At 64.9% G+C, this 16,433-nt stretch carries 15 protein-coding genes; 6 read left to right on the top strand and 9 right to left on the bottom strand.

All coding sequences use genetic code 11. The annotated features are described in order from the left end of the window. Nucleotides 1-43 precede the first annotated feature (43 nt). The gene (locus tag ACTSLZ_RS01755) at nt 44-715 is read right to left on the bottom strand and encodes a TetR/AcrR family transcriptional regulator (RefSeq protein WP_443095507.1); all 672 of its coding nucleotides are present in this window, start codon (nt 713-715) and stop codon (nt 44-46) included. 111 nt (nt 716-826) lie between these two features. On the opposite strand from ACTSLZ_RS01755, the gene ACTSLZ_RS01750 reads away from it, so the two are divergent. Next, nucleotides 827-1,741: an NAD-dependent epimerase/dehydratase family protein gene (locus tag ACTSLZ_RS01750; protein ID WP_443095506.1), complete on the top strand. Its 915-nt coding sequence runs from the start codon at nt 827-829 to the stop codon at nt 1,739-1,741. A gap of 12 nt (nt 1,742-1,753) precedes the next feature. Here ACTSLZ_RS01750 and ACTSLZ_RS01745 read toward each other — a convergent pair whose 3' ends face one another. Beyond that, entirely contained in the window at nt 1,754-2,416 is a 663-nt protein-coding gene (locus ACTSLZ_RS01745; RefSeq protein ID WP_443095505.1) for a GntR family transcriptional regulator, read from the bottom strand. 158 nt (nt 2,417-2,574) lie between these two features. Here ACTSLZ_RS01745 and ACTSLZ_RS01740 point away from each other — a divergent pair, with 158 nt between their 5' ends. Together ACTSLZ_RS01740 and ACTSLZ_RS01735 are read left to right on the top strand one after the other, a co-directional pair. Then, nucleotides 2,575-4,167: an AbgT family transporter gene (locus ACTSLZ_RS01740; RefSeq protein WP_443095504.1), complete on the top strand. Its 1,593-nt coding sequence runs from the start codon at nt 2,575-2,577 to the stop codon at nt 4,165-4,167. 61 nt (nt 4,168-4,228) lie between these two features. Further along, complete coding sequence (locus ACTSLZ_RS01735; RefSeq protein WP_436595031.1) at nt 4,229-5,314, top strand: NAD/NADP octopine/nopaline dehydrogenase family protein; 1,086 nt, start codon at nt 4,229-4,231, stop codon at nt 5,312-5,314. A gap of 12 nt (nt 5,315-5,326) precedes the next feature. On the opposite strand, the gene ACTSLZ_RS01730 is transcribed toward ACTSLZ_RS01735, so the two are convergent. Then, nucleotides 5,327-6,235 (bottom strand): sulfite exporter TauE/SafE family protein, encoded by a 909-nt coding sequence (locus tag ACTSLZ_RS01730; protein ID WP_129316247.1) that lies wholly within the window; start codon nt 6,233-6,235, stop codon nt 5,327-5,329. A gap of 191 nt (nt 6,236-6,426) precedes the next feature. After that, a complete protein-coding gene (locus tag ACTSLZ_RS01725; RefSeq protein ID WP_443095503.1) occupies nt 6,427-7,215 on the bottom strand; it encodes an HAD-IIB family hydrolase in 789 nt (262 codons plus the stop codon). Between the two features lie 177 nt (nt 7,216-7,392). Here ACTSLZ_RS01725 and ACTSLZ_RS01720 point away from each other — a divergent pair, with 177 nt between their 5' ends. Beyond that, nucleotides 7,393-8,223 (top strand): thioesterase family protein, encoded by an 831-nt coding sequence (locus tag ACTSLZ_RS01720; RefSeq protein WP_129316249.1) that lies wholly within the window; start codon nt 7,393-7,395, stop codon nt 8,221-8,223. A 32-nt stretch (nt 8,224-8,255) separates the two neighbouring features. After that, complete coding sequence (locus tag ACTSLZ_RS01715) at nt 8,256-8,477, top strand: hypothetical protein (RefSeq protein WP_178979119.1); 222 nt, start codon at nt 8,256-8,258, stop codon at nt 8,475-8,477. 152 nt (nt 8,478-8,629) lie between these two features. Here ACTSLZ_RS01715 and ACTSLZ_RS01710 read toward each other — a convergent pair whose 3' ends face one another. Continuing rightward, the gene (locus ACTSLZ_RS01710; RefSeq protein ID WP_443095502.1) at nt 8,630-10,564 is read right to left on the bottom strand and encodes a S8 family serine peptidase; all 1,935 of its coding nucleotides are present in this window, start codon (nt 10,562-10,564) and stop codon (nt 8,630-8,632) included. Nucleotides 10,565-11,004: 440 nt separating this feature from the next. Between ACTSLZ_RS01710 and ACTSLZ_RS01705 the strand changes: the two genes are divergently transcribed. Then, on the top strand, nt 11,005-12,315 hold the full coding sequence (locus tag ACTSLZ_RS01705) for an ISL3 family transposase (protein ID WP_179628043.1): 1,311 nt from the start codon (nt 11,005-11,007) through the stop codon (nt 12,313-12,315). Here ACTSLZ_RS01705 and ACTSLZ_RS01700 read toward each other — a convergent pair. The 4 genes from ACTSLZ_RS01700 to hutC all read right to left on the bottom strand — a co-directional run bounded on the left by ACTSLZ_RS01700 (nt 12,295) and on the right by hutC (nt 16,411). Then, nucleotides 12,295-13,131 (bottom strand): glycosyltransferase family 2 protein, encoded by an 837-nt coding sequence (locus tag ACTSLZ_RS01700; protein ID WP_443095501.1) that lies wholly within the window; start codon nt 13,129-13,131, stop codon nt 12,295-12,297. The two genes, ACTSLZ_RS01705 and ACTSLZ_RS01700, sit on opposite strands and share 21 nt — an antisense overlap. A 97-nt stretch (nt 13,132-13,228) precedes the next feature. Further along, nucleotides 13,229-14,104, bottom strand: coding sequence for a PRD domain-containing protein (locus ACTSLZ_RS01695; RefSeq protein WP_129315901.1), 876 nt, complete (start codon nt 14,102-14,104; stop codon nt 13,229-13,231). A gap of 96 nt (nt 14,105-14,200) precedes the next feature. Further along, on the bottom strand, nt 14,201-14,989 hold the full coding sequence (locus tag ACTSLZ_RS01690) for a hypothetical protein (RefSeq protein ID WP_443095500.1): 789 nt from the start codon (nt 14,987-14,989) through the stop codon (nt 14,201-14,203). 672 nt (nt 14,990-15,661) lie between these two features. After that, nucleotides 15,662-16,411 carry a histidine utilization repressor gene (gene hutC, locus ACTSLZ_RS01685; RefSeq protein WP_443095499.1) on the bottom strand — a complete coding sequence of 250 codons (750 nt, stop codon included), beginning with the start codon at nt 16,409-16,411 and terminating at the stop codon, nt 15,662-15,664. Nucleotides 16,412-16,433: the final 22 nt, after the last annotated feature.

Here is a 16,433-nt window from a genome sequence, read left to right as displayed (position 1 = left end):
TTCCCGGCCGCGCTTCCGCCCGAGCGTGAACTTCACCTGAGGCTCAGCCTTGCCCGAGCCTCCGGGTCAGGGAATCGACCGTCCGTGACATGATTTCCTCGCCCAGGCCCTCCATCGCCGGGCCGAGTTGTCCGAAAATCTCCATGCTGATGCACCCCACGATGCTTCCCCATGCCTCGATGCAGAACGCCGTCTGAGTCGGTGAGGCCGCGACCCCCAGAGTCTCGAGCTCGGGCCGGATCTGGGCTGCGAATCCACTGCTCGGTTCGGGGGCGTCCACGTCAGACGGAATCGATTCGAGGAAAAGACGGATGACTCGCGTGCCGGGCCCCGTGGTCCTGTCCGCCGGTGCGCTGTATCCGGGCACCGGGGAGCCGTAGAGCAGGGCCCACTGTTCCCGATGGTCGAGCGCCCATTCCCGCATGCCGAAGGCCAGTCGGCGGAAGCGGTCGGTGGCGGCTCCGGCCCCGTCGATGCGGCTCTCCGCGTGGTCGGCCAGCGATGAGTAAGCGTCGACCACCAGGAGGGTCAACAACTCATCGCGACTCGACACGTATCTGTACACCGCGGAGGAGACGACGCCGATCGACCGTGCGACCTCGCGCAGGGAAAGGTTCGCCGCTCCACGTGAAACGAGCTGCTCACGTCCTGCCGTGATGATCGCGGACTCCATGTGCGCCCGGGCCTCCGCCCGGGACAGGTGTGGGGTGCTCATGACCTCAGTGTGCCATTCCTGAAACGAGAGCGGTGCTCTTGAAGTGCGACACGCACCCGATTAGGCTGAGGGCATCAAACAGAGAGCGGTGCTCTCGGAAAGGATGTCATCATGAAATATCTCGTGACCGGAGCGGGGCAAATCGGATCGCAATTGACCCAGGACCTCGTCGACGCCGGGCACGACGTCGTGGTCCTGCGTCGTCGGCAAGTGGATAGGGGTGGTGTCCAGGTGCTGGTGGGAGACGTGTTGGACCGCGATCTGCTCGCGACGGCCATGGATGGGGTGGACGCCGTCTTCCACTGCATCCACACCGCGTATGACGCCAAACAGTGGGACCAGGTGCTGCCGACGCGCGAGCTGGCGGTCATGGACGCCGCGGCCGACGCCGGGGCCCCCGTCGTCTTTCCCGAATCGGTCTACGGTTTCGGCGTGCAATCCGTGGATCTGTCCGAGGGCGCGGAACTCGCCCCGGTCAGTCCCCTGGGCGACGTGCGCGCTCGGCTGCTGAAGGCCAGACAGGAGCACCGGGCCCGCACGATCAGCGTCGTTGCCTCCGACCTCTGGGGGCCGACGGCCGCACCCAAGACGTCGGTCGCGCACCTGTCCGTTCTCGTGCCGCGACCCCAGGGCAAGCGCGGCTTCGCGATGGGCAACCCGACCATGCCGCACACGCTCACGTTCATTCCTGATCTCACCCGGGCGATGGCCTATGCGGCCGACCATGCATCGGAAGTGGCGCCCGAGGGCGACGCCGTCCTCCACGCCCCATCGCAGGACACGGGATCCTTGGAGGACTTCAACCGGACCGTATCGGGCAGGGTCGGCGTTCGCCACAAGACGCTGACGCGAATTCCCCGAGCCCTTCTGGCCGCGGCCGGTCGGGTTAGCCCCATGATGGCGGAGCTGCGCAACCAGGCATACCTCTGGGACCGCCCCGCTGTTCTCCGGCCGGGCGTGCTGACCGAGGAGCACGGCCTGAACCCGACCGACGTCGGCGCGTCCCTCGACCGAACGCTGGCATGACCGGTGGGAACCTCAGGACTGCTGGCCGGTTGAGAAAGTACCGCTGTCCAGCATCGTCTCGACCATGTGCCTCCGCGCCCGTTCGATGCCCGTGGTGACGACGTCGTGGATCTCGGCCTCGTCGCCTCGGCGAATCGCCTCGACGAGCCGGCCGTGGTTCACGGCCGTGTAGGGCTTGCCCAGCTCCTTGCGAAGGTTCAGGAACCGTTCGATTTCCTCGTTGAGGGCCGTGATGGTCCGCGCGAGGATGGGCACCCGGGCCAACTCCGCGATGCGGACGTGCAGGTTTCGGTTCGCAGCGTTCCGGGCCGCACTGTCCGAACCGCTGTGCACCGTCGCCTGGCTCAGGGTTTCGAGCTCATCGAGTTCCTCGCTACTGGCGCGCTTGGACGCGAGGACGGCCGCTTCCGGCTCGAGCAGCGCTCGCAACCGGTACGTGTCCTGTGTTTCAGTGAAGTCGACGTTCTTGACGAAGGTTCCTCGGCGAGGCACCACGACCACGAGGGACTCTCGCTCGAGAAGATTGATCGCCTGGCGTATCGGCGTTTTGCTCATGCCGTATGTATCGGCCAGCCAGGCGTCCACGATGACCTCGCCAGGGCGCAGGGTGCACTGAATGATGTCCCGTTTGATCGCCTCGTAAGCCCGATCGGCCATCGACTGCTGGCGCCCCATGCCGGTCTCCGTTTCGCTTCTTCTGGCTGTTGACTTCGCTAGGACCCTAGTCTAGCGTCTATCAGAAATATCACAGAAATATCACCGTGATTTCAGGTGGTTTCCCCACCGGTCGCCGGATTCCCGGCGGCGTCGGCCATCGAGGCGAGGCGAAGAGTATGACGACGACGTCAGACGATACGAGTGCGAGCACACCGCTCAACCGGTTCTACCGGGCCCTGAGTGCGATCGAGAGAGCGGGCAATCGGTTGCCGCACCCGTTCTGGCTCTTCGTGATTCTCATTGCGGTCCTGGCCGTGGCGAGCGCCGTCCTGGCGTCGATGAACGTGGAAGTCACTCTCCCGTCGTCGGGAAAGACCGCGGCGGTCAAGAACCTGCTCTCGGTCGAAGGTGCCCAGTACGCGATCAAGAACGCGTTGGACAATTACGCGACGTTCCCGCCTTTGGCGATGGTCGTGGTCGTCCTCCTGGGCGTGAGCGTGGCCGAACGCAGCGGCCTGCTCACCGCCCTCCTGCGATGTACCGTGGGTCGCCTCCCGAATCGGCTCCTGACCTTCGCTCTCGCCTTCAGCTCGATGACCGCGCACATCATGAGCGACTCCGCGTACTTGGTGATGATCCCCCTGGGGGCCCTGGCGTTCCGAGCCGCGGGGCGCAGCCCTGTCCTTGGCCTCATGGTCGCGTATGCGTCCACGGCCGTCGGGTTCAACGCGAGCCCGCTCGTGACCCCGCAGGACGCGATCCGCTCCTCCCTGTCCACCGCGGCCGCCCAGATCGTCGATCCGGACTACGTCATGACGCCGGTGGCGACCTGGTTCTTCACCGCGACTTCGTCGGTGGTCCTTTCGATAGCGATCGCCCTCGTCGTCGACCGCCTTCTCGCTCGACGCCCCGATTTTTCCTCGACACAGTTGGACGCCGACTTCGCGGTCGCCGACACCCTGTTCAATACGACGGGTCCCGACGATTCCGTCCCTCCCATGGGCGAGATCAAACTCTCGACGACCGAACGACGAGCAACGCTGGCCTCGGGGATCGTGTTTGCGCTGTGCGTCGCCGTGATCATCCTGATGCTGCTCCCGGGTTCACCGTTCCGGGGCGAGAACGGCGGGCTGCTCGATTCGTACGTGGTCGAACACATCGCGATCTTCATCTCGATCGTCTTCGCCCTCATGGGCATCACCTACGGACGCATCACCGGAACCATCCCACACTTGGGCGACGTGCCGCCGGCCATGGCCGAGGGCATCCGGTCCCTGGCGCCCGTGCTGGTCCTGTTCTTCGTGGTCGCCCAATTCCTCAGCTTCTTCACCTGGACCAACATCGGGTCCGTGATCAGCGTCAACGGCGCCGACCTGCTGCGGTCTCTCCAAGCGCCCCACCTGGTCATCCTCCTGACCATCACCCTCGCGATCTGCATCCTGAACATGCTGATCACGAGCGGATCGGCGATGTGGTCGATCCTGGCACCCGTGGTGGTCCCGCTGGTCATGTACGTGGGCATGACGCCCGAGGCGGCCACGGTCGCCTTCATGATCGGGGACTCGGTCACCAACTGTCTCACCCCGCTCAACGGTTATTTCGTGCTCGCCCTCGGCTTCGTCCAGCAATTCCGCAAGGGTGCCGGCATCGGGACCCAGCTGTCGTTCACGATCCCCATCGCGGGCGTCGTCCTTCTCGTGTGGGTCGGGCTCTTCGTCCTCTGGTACGTGCTGGGCATACCGCTGGGACCCGGAGTCCCCGTCCGCTGACCACTCCTTCGCCGCCGAAAGCGGCGTACCGTTTTTCGTTCTCCAACCGTTAGGAACTCTCATGGGAAAAATCGCAATCGTCGGCGCGGGCAACGTGGGTCAGGCCATAGCCGGCCACATGACGCTGAAAGGGCACAGCGTCCACGTTTTCTCGCGCTTCGAAAGTGACTACGCCGCGATCCAAGAACGCGGCGGCATCCGGCTCACCGGTGACATCGAGGGGGAAGCCGTACCCGACCTGCTGACCACCGATCTGGCGCGCGCCGTCGACGGCGTGGACGTGATCGTCGTGGCCGCTCCCGCGTTCGCCCACCCGTACCTGTCCGGGGAGCTTGCCGAAGTGATCGAGCCCGACCAGCTCGTGCTCTTCCAGCCGGCCGTTCTGGGCAGCGCCCTCGAACTCACGCGAAAGACGAAACTTGCCGGTCGCGAACCGGGCGTGGTCGCCGAGACCTCGACCAGCCTGTACACCTGCAGGCTCCAGAGACCCGCCGAGGTGTATGTGGGTGCGGTCAAGAATGCCGTGCCCGTCTCGGCCATTCCCCAATCGGCGACCCCCACGGTGTTGGACCGCTTGGAGCCGTTCTTCGGTCAGCGATACGTCGACGGCGGGGACACGCTCAGGGTCGGCCTGACCAACATCAATCCCGTCTACCACGTGCCTCCGGCGATCCTGAACTTCAAGACCGTCGAGGAGGCCGAGCGACGTCCGCAGCACACGCTCGTCACCGACCGGATCGGGGAAGTGGTCAACGAACTCGACCAGGAACGGGTGTCCTTCGGCCGTGCACTGGGCGTCGAGCTGCCCACTTTCTGGGACTTCCTCGAAACGTCCTACGGCGTTCGTGAGGGCAGTTTCGTCGACCGCGTGGTCGCAGGGTACGGGCGTCAGGCCTTCCCGGAACCCGATTCCCTCACGCACCGGTACTTCACGGAGGACATCCCGTTCGGGCTCCTGACGTGGAGCACCATTGCCGAGCAGATCGGCGTCGCGATGCCCATCACGGATTCGTTCGTGACCATCAGCGGAGTGCTCTGCGGGCGCGAGTGGGAACGCGAGGGGCGCACGGCCGAATCCCTCGGGCTCGTCGGGGGCGACGCCGAGTCCATCAGGACGGCGTTCGTCTCGGGTGAGTTCCCGCGGTAGACGCCGAGCTTCCTACGCCTCGACCCGTTCTTCCGGCAGGGACGCCTCCGCGCGTTTCTCGGCCAGTTCCTTGCGGATCACCCAGGTCAGGGCCGCGGCCCACAGGGCGGCGATGGCCAGAAGGATGATCGCGCTGGCCGCGGCCGGAAGAACGGCGTCGACGGCGTCGATCGAGAGCAACGTGCGTGCGTTGGTGAAAATGATGAGCCCGCCGGCTCCCACCGCCAGAATTCGCGGGGCCATCAGCCGAACCAGCCAGGCGGCCACCGGGGCCGCGATGATTCCGCCGATCAGGAGCGCGAGAACGAAGGGGAGGTTGATGCCGGTGTGGCCCAGAGCCAGCAGGAATCCTGCCGAGGCGCCGAGGCTGACCACGAACTCCGAGGCATCGATCGACCCGACGACCTTGCGGGGGCGGATCCGCCCGGAGGCCAACAGAGTCGGCGTCCCCACGGGTCCCCATCCGCCTCCGCCGATCGCGTCCATGAAACCGGCCACCATCGCGAGCGGGACCAGCAGAAAGCCCGGGACCTTGCCGGAGAAACTGGGGCGTCGGTCCGGAAGGCGCAGGAACCGCCAGACCACGTAGATACCCAGGAGCAGCAGGAGAGCCGACATGACCGGTTCGGCGGCCTCCCCCGAGGCCGTGAGGACGTTCGCTCCGAGGAACGCGGCAATCCCGCCGGGGACCGCCATGAAACCGACGACCCTCCAGTCGATGTTGCCGAAGCGCCAGTGCGATGCACCCGAGGCGAGCGTCGTCCCGATTTCGGCCAGGTGCACGGTGGCAGAGACCGAGGCAGGGGCGAGGCCGGCGGTCAGCAACAACGTCGAGGACGTCACGCCGTAGGCCATCCCCAACGAACCGTCCACGAGTTGCGCGGCCAGGCCGATCAGGCCCAAGAGGATCAACGTGCGCATGGTCGCTCCAGAGATCGAGGTACAAGATTTCGATCACTCTATGGAGGCGTCGCGCGGTTCCCCAAAGGATGCGTCGCGGCGTGTACGCAGGTGACACCGCGTTTCGAGGTGTGCTTTCGGAGGTTAGCGGGCCGTCATACAATCCGGCGGCTGCCCGTGGTGGGCTGCCCGTGGCGCGAACCAGGGCGGCGTCAGTCGTTCCGGTCCAGCACCGTGCGGATGTATTCGGCGGTCGTATCCACGACGACGTCGGTCGCGTCCTTCACGACCTGCGGCGAGTAATCGAATGACGCCGAATGCTTCGCCCACGCGTGCATGGCCAGGTCGTTCCACGAGTCCCCGATGGAATAGGTCTCGTAGCGGTCACCGAGGTGCGCGTCGTCGAGCCACATCAGGCCCGTGCCTTTGGTGCAGTCGGGCGGCACGATGTCCAGGAAATCCTGGTTCCTGTGGCAGTCGACCTGGTTCGAGAAGTGCTCCTCGATCCAGGCCCGGGTCCGCTCCAAGGTCGTTTCGGCGCCCTCGATCCACAGCGGGATGCCGACGAACTCGTGCTCGGGAATCTCGCTCGGCTCCATCGGGCGGAAATAGGCGAGGATGGAGCTGGCCTTCTCGCCCGTGGTCGAGGGAAACTGCACGTCGTCGGGCGCATCCAGAGTGGTCCCGTAGACCGCGATGCCGTCCTGGCGTGTCAGGGTGCCGACGATCTCCCGGACGGTTTCATTGGGCAGGGTGTGGCTCATCAGCACGGTGAATTCTGAGTCCGTCACGGCACCACCGGTGTAGAGCACGTAATAGTCGAAACTCAGTCCCGTACCTTCCAGGGAATGCTTCGTCGCGGCAATGGACTTGCCGGTCGCGCATACTGCCAGGTTGCCCGCGGCCTGCCACTCGTGGATCGCATCGATGCTCTCCTGCTCGATCCTGCCGTCGAACATGAGCGTGCCGTCCAGGTCGAACGCCATGAGCTTCGGCGTCATGCGGGCTCCTTTGCGAAGTGATACGGGGAATGGCCTGGGGACAACTCTACGGGGCGATCGGGGTTCCACCGTGCGGCGGTGGGTCGGGCGGCCCGTCGTCAAAGTGTCATCGATCACTCCGGATCGATATGCTCGATCTGGATTCGAGTACGAACAGGCAAGGGACAAGGAGAAATAATGGGCAAGAACGAGGAGCGGACGGACATTCCGGGTCTGGCCGACGTGGAGGCCTACTACGAGGACCGGGGCAACGGTCATTTCCGTTCCTCGATCCACGCGCAAGGCGCCTGGAACGAGCGCGAGCAGCACATGGGGCCCGCCTCGGGAATTCTCGCCCACTGCCTGGCGCAGCATGAACCTCGCGAGGACATGCGGATTGCGCGCATCAGTTTCGAGATTCTGGGGATGATTCCCGGCGGCGACTTCGAGGTCGTCACCTCCACGATTCGCCCGGGAAGGACCATCGAACTCATCCAGGCCGAGTTCGTGGCCGGTGGTCGGGTCGCGATCAGGGCTCAGGCCTGGCGGCTCATCACCTCCGACACCTCCTCGATCTCCGCGATCGAAGACCCTTCCATTCCACCCAGGGACGAGTGCGTCGTCTGGAACGGTTCGGACGTGTGGCCCGGCGGTTTCATCCGGTCCATCGACTCGGTCCACGCGTCCACGCACCGGCCGGGTCGCGGCACGGCGTGGATTCGGCCGACCGTTCCCCTGATCGACGGCGTCGACTCACCCGACTGGGTCCGACTCATCGGTGTCGCCGATGCCACCAACGGCATCGCGACCCGCGTGGCCCCCGGCCCGGACAGCTGGATCTTCCCGAACGTCGACCTGCAGATTCACATGTACCGGGAACCTGCGGGCGAATGGTTGGGGATCGACAATTCCGTGTCCTTCGGTGCCGACGGGATCGGCCTCACCTCCTCGATCTTCCATGACGAGGACGGCCCGTTCGGCCGCGCGGAACAGATCCTGACCCTTCGGAAGGGGCCGGGGCAGTCCTGACGCGGGTGGGGTCGCGCCCCTATGATCGGACCATGACTTTCAACAGCAAGACGTCCATGATCGTTGTCCCGTTCGTCGTGCTGCTGGGGATTGTCTGGTCGAGTCTCAGTTCGCACTGGTTCGGACCGATCGTGTCCCTGGTATCCACCCTCATCGGCATCGCGGTGATTGCTCTCGTCGGACGGTTGATCATCACCTCTTCCGAGACACGTGCGCTGGCCGAGATGCATCGAAGGGCCTCCTCCGAGAGCTAGACGCGGACGGCCCCCGCGAAGTGGCCATGGCGTGCATCCCGTCCGCGTGTCCCGGCTCGAAGTGGCAATTCTGTGCGGTTTTCGAGGCAAAAACTGCACGAGACTGCCACCTCGAGCCGGGGGACCGCGGGTCCGGGGAGCCGCGGGGCGGGTCAGCTGAGCACGCGAATGCCCTCGTCGGCGGTCCAGGTGACCTCGACGCCGTTGCTGAACTTCTGGTGGATCTTCCCGTCCGAGCCCTGGAACTCGTCCGTCGTCGGCTTGCCCCACCCCGATTCACGGCCGTTCTCGATCCAGGCACCGCCGATGGCGCCGGTCTCGATGATGGTGTGGGCGCCGTCGGGCGGGGTCCACATCATGAGGTTCGACCGGCCGGAGGCGGTTCGGAACCACTGGTACGCGTACCCGTCCGCGCTGACCTCTTCGGACGTGGGGTAGCCGTAGGTGTTCTCGTACCCGCCGTCACGGAATTTGGCACCGATGGCGCCCGAGAAATTCACCGAGTGCGTGCCGGTGAACGGGGTCCAGTAGATGGTGTAGTTGTTGCTGAACTCCTGGAAGACACCGCCGTCCACCAGTCCGCCGCTCTCGTTGTTCCTGGGAGTCCCGAATTTGGCGGCCCCTCCCTGGGCGTCGTAGAGCTCCTTGATCCCGTTGACCACCACGGGTCCGCTGTCGACCGACTCGACCGCGCTCACGGCCGCCTCCGCGTTGATGCGTGAGTACCCGTTCACGCCGGCCCCGGTGCTGACCAGGGTGTTCCGGATGCTCTCCACGTCCAGCCCCGGGTCGCGCTGCTTCATCAGGGCGATGACGCCGGCGACGTGCGGTGCTGACATCGAGGTCCCGTTGAGGGGACCGTAGCTGGCCTGCGCGGGCGACTCGTTGCCGGTGTTGTACGTCGAGTAGATGTCCGCACCCGTGGTCCCGCCCGGCGCGAGGACATCCAGCATCGGACCCCAGTTCGAGTACCCGGTCATGACGTCGGTCGAGGCGGAGGCCCCGACGACGATCGCACCGAGACAATTCGCCGGTGTCACATCGTTCGCGTTGACCCCTGCATTTCCGGCGGCGACGACGACCGGAACATTCCGCGCGTGGGCGCCATCGACGGCGGACTTCATGGTCGCCGAACACTGCCCGTCCCAGGCGGCCGAAAAATTGACGACGGACGACGGATGGGGGTTGGCCGGCGCTCCCGCGACGGCTCCACCCGAGGCCCAGGTGATGGCATCGGCGAAATCCGATTCGTAACCGGATGCCCCGATGCCGAGCGCGCGGACGGGTTCGATGGTGGCGTCGGGGGCGACGCCGGAAATCCCGATGCCGTTGTTGGTTGATGCCCCGGCAATTCCGGCGACGTGGGTCCCGTGCCAGTTCTCCGAAGCGTTGAGCACCCCGGGGTCGCTCGGGTCCCCATCGCGACCGCTCGTACCGTCCCTGTCGTAGTCGGGCGAAACGAAGTCGTATCCGCCGGTGACCTTCGCGTTGAGATCGGGGTGGTCCGTGATCCCGGTGTCGACCACGCCAATCGTCTGACCGGCGCCCGTCGCGTGCTGCCAGGCTCCCGAGGCGCCGATGGTTCTCAGGTTCCACTGGTTCGACGAGTACATGGGGTCATTCGGAGTACTGGGATAGGACGACGCCGCATTCTTGACGATCCTGTCCGGCTCCGCATACTCCACCGCGGGATCTTCCTCGAGTTTCGAGACGACCTTGTCCTGCGCGGTTGCATCCAGCTTCTTGGACATCTGCACGACGTCGGACTGGTTGGCCGTCGCCTTGAGAAGCTTCGAGGTTTCGGAGGGGGCGACGTCGTCCGTCTTCTGCAGGAGCTGGGACTTGGTGTCCTCCGGCGTGGAATCCTTGAACTTGACCACCAGGCGATCCGTGGTCGGTTCGACGGTCGAGGGGGTGTCCTCGGCCTGGCCCGAAGCCTGGGCGAGTGAAGAATCACCCGACGACTTGACCTGGGACTGTTGCTGATTCGTCGGTCCGCTCGGGGGAGCGGCGTAGGCGGAAGGAACGGTTGAGATGGCGATGCCTGCCACGAGGCAGATTCCGGCCACAGTGCGATATGTGCGCATGTAAACCCTTGGTCAAAGGTGCGAGAGATGGAGTGATGAATCGAGTGTCGAGGCCCCACCCGGGAATTCGGGGGTGAGCGGGGTCTCCCGCAAAATTTTTGTTCAGGGTTTGTCTCTTGTCAATTAAGGACTCGGGCTCAAATACCGTACATTCGCCGGACGTACGTGCCGTAGAGCCGGCGATAGGCGGCGGGAGAGGCTTTGAGTAGAATTCCGGCGAACCCGAAAACAGGCTTGATTCGGAGGGCGGCCGCGATCTGATTCCAGGAAATTCTGCGTTGGCACTGGGAAATGATCTCGCCTCCCTCCGCCTTGTCGAGACCAATGGGGCTCTTCGCAGTTGAGGGGGTAGGTGGCTGAGCGCGTCGGTCGCCGGATGAGGGTCGAGGCCTTCCGATGATGGAAGTTCTCACACTGCCCATCTGCCGGAAGACCTCGACGTGCACCACGCTACCTTCGCGACCCCTGATCTGACCGTGTTCTGCCATCTCGACGAGCTCGGCCTCGTGGCCACCGGTCAGCTTTTTGAGCCGGATCGCGCGGTGATCGAGTGCCGCGTCGCCGAGCCGGATCCGTGGTGCCGGGGATGCGGTAGCCAGGCGCTCTCGCGCGGGACGGACACGCGGCGTCTCGCCCACGAGCCGTTCGGTCATCGCCCGACGACGCTGCTGGTCCGGGTCCGCCGCTACAAGTGCTCGGGATGCGGACGGTCCTGGCGTGAGGACCTCACGGCAGCGGCGCCCGAGCGAGCCAAGCTGTCCCGTAGCGGGATGCGGTGGGCGTTGGAAGCGCTCGTGATCGACCACCTCACCGTCGCCCGCGTCGCCGCCGGACTCGGTGTCGGTTGGCACACGGCGAACAACGCGGTCCTCGCTGAAGGGCGTCGAGTGCTGATCGACGATCCCGCCCGGTTCGACGGCGTCGCCGTGATCGGCGTCGACGAGCACGTCTGGCGCCACACGAGAGTCGGCGACAAGTACGTCACCGTCATCATCGACCTCACCCCGAACCGCGACAAGACCGGCCCCGCCCGTCTGCTGGACATGATCGAGGGTCGCTCGAAAGCCGTGTTCAAGACCTGGCTCGCCGCACGCCCGCAGGACTGGCGCGATGGTGTCGAGGTCGTCGCGATGGACGGGTTCACCGGCTTCAAGACCGCCGTCAGCGAGGAGCTCCCGGACGCGCAGGCGGTGATGGACCCGTTCCACGTCGTCCGCCTCGCCGGCGACGCCCTCGACACCTGCCGTCGTCGCGTCCAGCAGTGCCTGCACGGCCGGCGGGGCCGCAAAAACGATCCGCTCTACAAGGCCCGCCGCATCCTCCACACCGGCGCGCAGCTGCTCACTGACCGGCAGCAGACCCGTCTCGAGGCACTGTTCGCGGTCTCCGAGCACGTCGAGGTCGAGGCGACCTGGGGCATCTACCAGCGCGTGATCGCCGCCTACCGCGAACCCGATCGGAAGACGGCGAAGAAGCTGATGACAGCCGTCATCGATTCCGTCTCCAGCGGCGTCCCCGCCGCGCTCGTGGAGGTCCGCAAGCTCGGCCGCACGCTCAAGCAGCGCGCCGCCGACATCCTCGCGTTCTTCGACCGGCCCGGCACGTCCAACGGGCCAACAGAGGCGATCAACGGGCGCCTGGAACACCTCCGCGGCTCCGCCCTCGGATTCCGGAACCTCACGAACTACATAGCCCGATCGCTGCTCGACACCGGCGGCTTCAGGAACCACCTACACCCTCAAATGCGATGAGCCACCAATGGCCTGTTGGGCATTGTTGAGGTAGGTCAGTATGCAGGAAATCTTGAATGCACTGAGCCCTTGCGGCTCGTCCAGCAGGTGCCCGGCCTGTTGGCTCAGGTGTTCCAGGAGCCTGTCGCTTTCCTCGACCGGTACGACCTTCCCCCATGTCGCCGAGTTCGCGTCGACCGTGTACTCGTACAGGGAGGGCTCAATCACGACCGTCCGTTCCGAGCCGGTGTAGGCACCCAGGCAGAAGACGGCGTCCTCGGCCCGGTGAATGTCCATGGGGAAACGGACGTCCGTCATGGCATCAACGGAGATCAGCTTGTCCCAGACATACGGCGTGAGGTTGTCCTCGAGGAGTTCGAGGCCGGCATGCTTCCCTGTGCGCACTCCCGTTGATCCGGCCGAACGGTCCCGGTGGGACCCGTCCGTGCTCACCAGGGTGTGCCCGCAGACCACCAGATCGGCGTCGTGCGTCTGGGCGAAAGCGTGCATGGTGGACAGGAAATTCGGACGGTAGCGGTCGTCCGAGTCGATGAACGTGACCCATCGGCCCTTTGCCTCGTCCAGCGCCTGATTGCGAACCCCGGAGACGCCGAGGTTGGTTCGATTGTCGAAGACCCTGACGCGGGAGTCCGGGTTCTCGGACAGGAATCGATGAATTGTCTCCGACGACTGGTCCGGGGAGGCGTCGATCATGACCAGCAGCTCGAAGTCCGGGTCGGTCTGGGCGAGAACTGAGGTGATCGCCGAGACAACGCGTTTCTCCGTGTTGTAGACCGGCATGATGACGGATGTCCGAGGGCTCTGGGGTGAAGTCACGGTCTTCCTTCTGTCGGGAGCGCTGAAGGCGCAGGATCGCCCTCATATTCTAAGGTTGCCAATGGGTCTTCCGAGAATCTGTCGCCGACGCCACGGCTCAGGAAGCATGGTGCGCCGACGAGCTTTCGCCCCACAGGTCCGTGGCGAGTCGAGCGATATGCATCGTCAAATAGGTGTGCTCGTCCTCCGTCAGCTCCTGGTCCATATGCATTTGCAGGAGCAGGGACACCTTGTGGGCGCAGTCGTAGGCTCGGGGGTACCCACGGCGGACGGCGTCCTGAACGGCAGGAAACGCAGCGTCCTGGGCCCTGGTGGCCTTCCCCTGCTCGGCGCGGACGAAGAGGTAGCGCAGGTGGGTCACGAATCGGGCCACGGAAAGGTGCGACTGATTCACCTGGTACCCGTAGGCGGAGGAAATGATCTCGAAGATCTGGGCGAAGACTTCCGTCATTTTGAAGGTCTTCACGAGGTCAGCGGTCGCGAACTGGGAATTGACCAGGTGCAGGGCCAGCGGCGTCGCCTCGTCCTCGGGGAGATCCGAATCGAAGCGCTCGTTGATCACGCGAATGGCTTTTTTCCCGAAGGCGACTTCTTTCGGATACAGCTGACCGACTTCGACGCTCAACGGGTATTCGATGCGGAGCCCGTCCCTCGCGCGAACCAGGGCGTAATTGATGTGGTCGGCGAGCGGGAGGATGAAGGAATGGGAAATGTCCGACTGCAGGTGTTCCCTCGCCATGGTCTCGAGTTCCGTCGCCACGGACAGGACATCGGCAGGGATATCGGACAAGAGGGCCGTGAGATGATCTTCCCCCTGATTTTCGGGGACAAATCTTTGTTCGACCCTGTCCGGGTCCACGGGGTCTCCCCGTTTTTTGCCGAAAGCCAGGCCTCGGCCGATCATGACCACGTTGTCGCCGGAATCTTCACATGCGAGGACCACATTGTTGTTGTAAATGCGGTGGATTCGCATCCTTGAGTCTTCCTTCCTCCCGGCGCGGTGGAAGTTGTGTGCCCCGCCGCTTCCCGGTTCATCTTACGGCGGGGCAGAGGATTGTCAGTGCGTTCTTCAGAACTCCATGAGCGGGAATCCGACGAGAATCACCAGGACCGCGATCAATAGCGCGAAACCGATGACGAGCAGGCCGGTCAACAAAACCTTGCTGGTTGTGCTTCCGGGGTACTTGGGGCGGCGGGGCTCCTGTGGGCGCTTGTTCTGAGGTGTGCCCGCGGATTTCTTGCCCTGACCCGATCCGGGTGCGGCTGTCTGCTTCCCGCCGTTCCGAGGCGTCGCGGCCTGGTTCTTGCCGGTTGCACCGGTGTTCGCCGTGCCGGCATCTCCCGTACTCGACGTCGGGCTGGCGGCCGCTGCGGCGGCGGCCAACGTGCCAGGGCCCTTGGCGCTGTTGGGACGCTCCTGCGGAGCCTGTTTGTCCTGTTCCTGAGAGGGTTCGGCGGCTCCACCGTTCGCCTTCGACGACGCCGCGGGCCGCTCCGTCCGGTTGTTTCCCGCCGTGGTGCCGGCCTTGTTGCGCGTCTGGGCCGGGCCCGGCGACTTGGGGGATCCGGTCTGCTTCGATGCCTTGCGGTTCGACCGTTTGCGACCGGACGCCTGGGACTTGCCGGATCCGCGAGGGGACTGGGACTTGCCGGATCCGCCGGACTTGCCGGGCCCGTCGGATCGTGAGGGCTTTTTCGGTCCGCCGGACGTCTGGGACGTTGCGGACTTGTCGGCGGGTGCAGTCCCCGCGCTCTCGGGCCCGGGGGATGCGGGGCGGGACGATGTGTCTCTGCCCGGTCGAGACGCGGAGTCGGACGTCGCGGACTTCTTGGGTTTCGGCTCGCGAGAATCGGCCATGGCTCTCCTTCCAGAATTGTGCTCCACCCTACACAGTCGGAAGGCTTCGAATACACCTGGGGCGGGCCATGGCGTGCCTTGTCAGGGCCGGTTTGGCTATCCTGACGACGCTACTCCGACCGGCTCCACGAGTTCGGCGGGGTGGTCCTCGGCGCGGCGAGCTGAGGACATTGCAGCCTTCGTCCGTTGCCGCTGGTTCTTGCTGCGAACGGTATCCTGGTCCGCGCCTTGGCCGTAGACTCGTCCCAGACGAAAAGAGCACGGCACGGCAGCGCAGGATCCTGAGACTGATACTTCGCGGGGGGCTCACTATTGAGGAGAAGCGGCAGCTCCTCGAGGATTCGCAAGCACGTCTTGCCGGAGTGAACAAGCTCCTCGAGGACCGGTGAGCCACTACCCTCTTTCCGTGGATGACGTGCTTGAAGTCCACGCGATGATTCTTCCCTCCGCCCCTGTTCGCGACGAAGGTGCATTGATCAGCGCGCATATGGAACCGCTCCACTAGGGGTTACCTCAGAATTCTCCCTCCAGGCGCACACGTCGTCGTCATGATGCTCTCCTGCATTGCGGTCAAACAGTCTTCCGGAGAAACGGTGGATACCGGATTGTCTGGGTTGCAGGGCCCGAAACGATGCGGACGCCGCGGCGTCAGCCGATGGCAGGAGGCTGTCCTCAGGACTGCCCGAATCCCCCTTCCAGGCGGCCTCGGGACCCCGGCTGCACGAGTCGGGCCAGGCTGACCAGGCCATCCTTGGACCAGGTGCGACGTCGAACCAGAAGGCAGGGTTCGGACGCGTCGATCTCCAAGAGGCGGCATTCCTCGTTGGTTCCCAGAACCGCCTCGACGATGTGCTTGCCCCTGACCAACGGGGCCACGCGCGTGAGGTAGTCATTCGGAGTGGTGGTCGTGAAGTCTTGGTCGAGGTAGTCCGGCGCCTCCGAGGGGGCGACGAAACGGTCCTCTATTTGCAGGGGAGCGTCGTTGTCGTAGTGGACGACGAGCGAGTGGAACACCGTACCCGTGATCCCCTCCGCGGACAGCCAAGGGGCGTCCTCCTCAACGGTCTCTTCCCGCGCGAACAACACGTCGGTGCGGTGGGAATGGCCTCGCTCGTGGATTTCGTCCGCAATATTACGGATCTCGACCAGGGACGACGGCATCTTGAAATCGGCAATGAAGGTGCCGACGCCGCGGACGCGTTTGAGCACGCCCTCCGTGGTGAGTTCCCGGTAGGCGCGGTTGATGGTCATGCGCGAGAGGTCGAGGGCTTCGACGAGTTCGTTCTCGGAAGGAACCTGTTCGCCGGCCGACCACGTTCCGGCCTCGACGCCGGTGACGATGGCTTCCATGATTCGGCGGTAGGCCGGCCCGCTGTGCGTTCCTTGGGCGAGGTACGACCTCGTGAGCTCTTGGGTATCCACAGGTTCCTCGTCTGCTTGACAT

The sequence above is a fragment of the Rothia koreensis genome, assembly GCF_052232265.1.
Lineage (GTDB): Bacteria > Actinomycetota > Actinomycetes > Actinomycetales > Micrococcaceae > Rothia > Rothia koreensis.
Note: the sequence above shows the minus strand (reverse complement) of the source record. Positions and strands in the feature narration are given on the sequence as shown.

Excerpts from the sequence above, each read along its gene's own strand:
- ACTSLZ_RS01755 (WP_443095507.1), bottom strand. The coding sequence starts at position 715 with ATGAGCACCCCACACCTGTCCCGGGCGGAGGCCCGGGCGCACATGGAG.
- ACTSLZ_RS01750 (WP_443095506.1), top strand. The coding sequence starts at position 827 with ATGAAATATCTCGTGACCGGAGCGGGGCAAATCGGATCGCAATTGACC.
- ACTSLZ_RS01745 (WP_443095505.1), bottom strand. The coding sequence starts at position 2,416 with ATGGGGCGCCAGCAGTCGATGGCCGATCGGGCTTACGAGGCGATCAAA.
- ACTSLZ_RS01740 (WP_443095504.1), top strand. The coding sequence starts at position 2,575 with ATGACGACGACGTCAGACGATACGAGTGCGAGCACACCGCTCAACCGG.
- ACTSLZ_RS01735 (WP_436595031.1), top strand. The coding sequence starts at position 4,229 with ATGGGAAAAATCGCAATCGTCGGCGCGGGCAACGTGGGTCAGGCCATA.
- ACTSLZ_RS01730 (WP_129316247.1), bottom strand. The coding sequence starts at position 6,235 with ATGCGCACGTTGATCCTCTTGGGCCTGATCGGCCTGGCCGCGCAACTC.
- ACTSLZ_RS01725 (WP_443095503.1), bottom strand. The coding sequence starts at position 7,215 with ATGACGCCGAAGCTCATGGCGTTCGACCTGGACGGCACGCTCATGTTC.
- ACTSLZ_RS01720 (WP_129316249.1), top strand. The coding sequence starts at position 7,393 with ATGGGCAAGAACGAGGAGCGGACGGACATTCCGGGTCTGGCCGACGTG.
- ACTSLZ_RS01715 (WP_178979119.1), top strand. The coding sequence starts at position 8,256 with ATGACTTTCAACAGCAAGACGTCCATGATCGTTGTCCCGTTCGTCGTG.
- ACTSLZ_RS01710 (WP_443095502.1), bottom strand. The coding sequence starts at position 10,564 with ATGCGCACATATCGCACTGTGGCCGGAATCTGCCTCGTGGCAGGCATC.
- ACTSLZ_RS01695 (WP_129315901.1), bottom strand. The coding sequence starts at position 14,104 with ATGCGAATCCACCGCATTTACAACAACAATGTGGTCCTCGCATGTGAA.
- ACTSLZ_RS01690 (WP_443095500.1), bottom strand. The coding sequence starts at position 14,989 with ATGGCCGATTCTCGCGAGCCGAAACCCAAGAAGTCCGCGACGTCCGAC.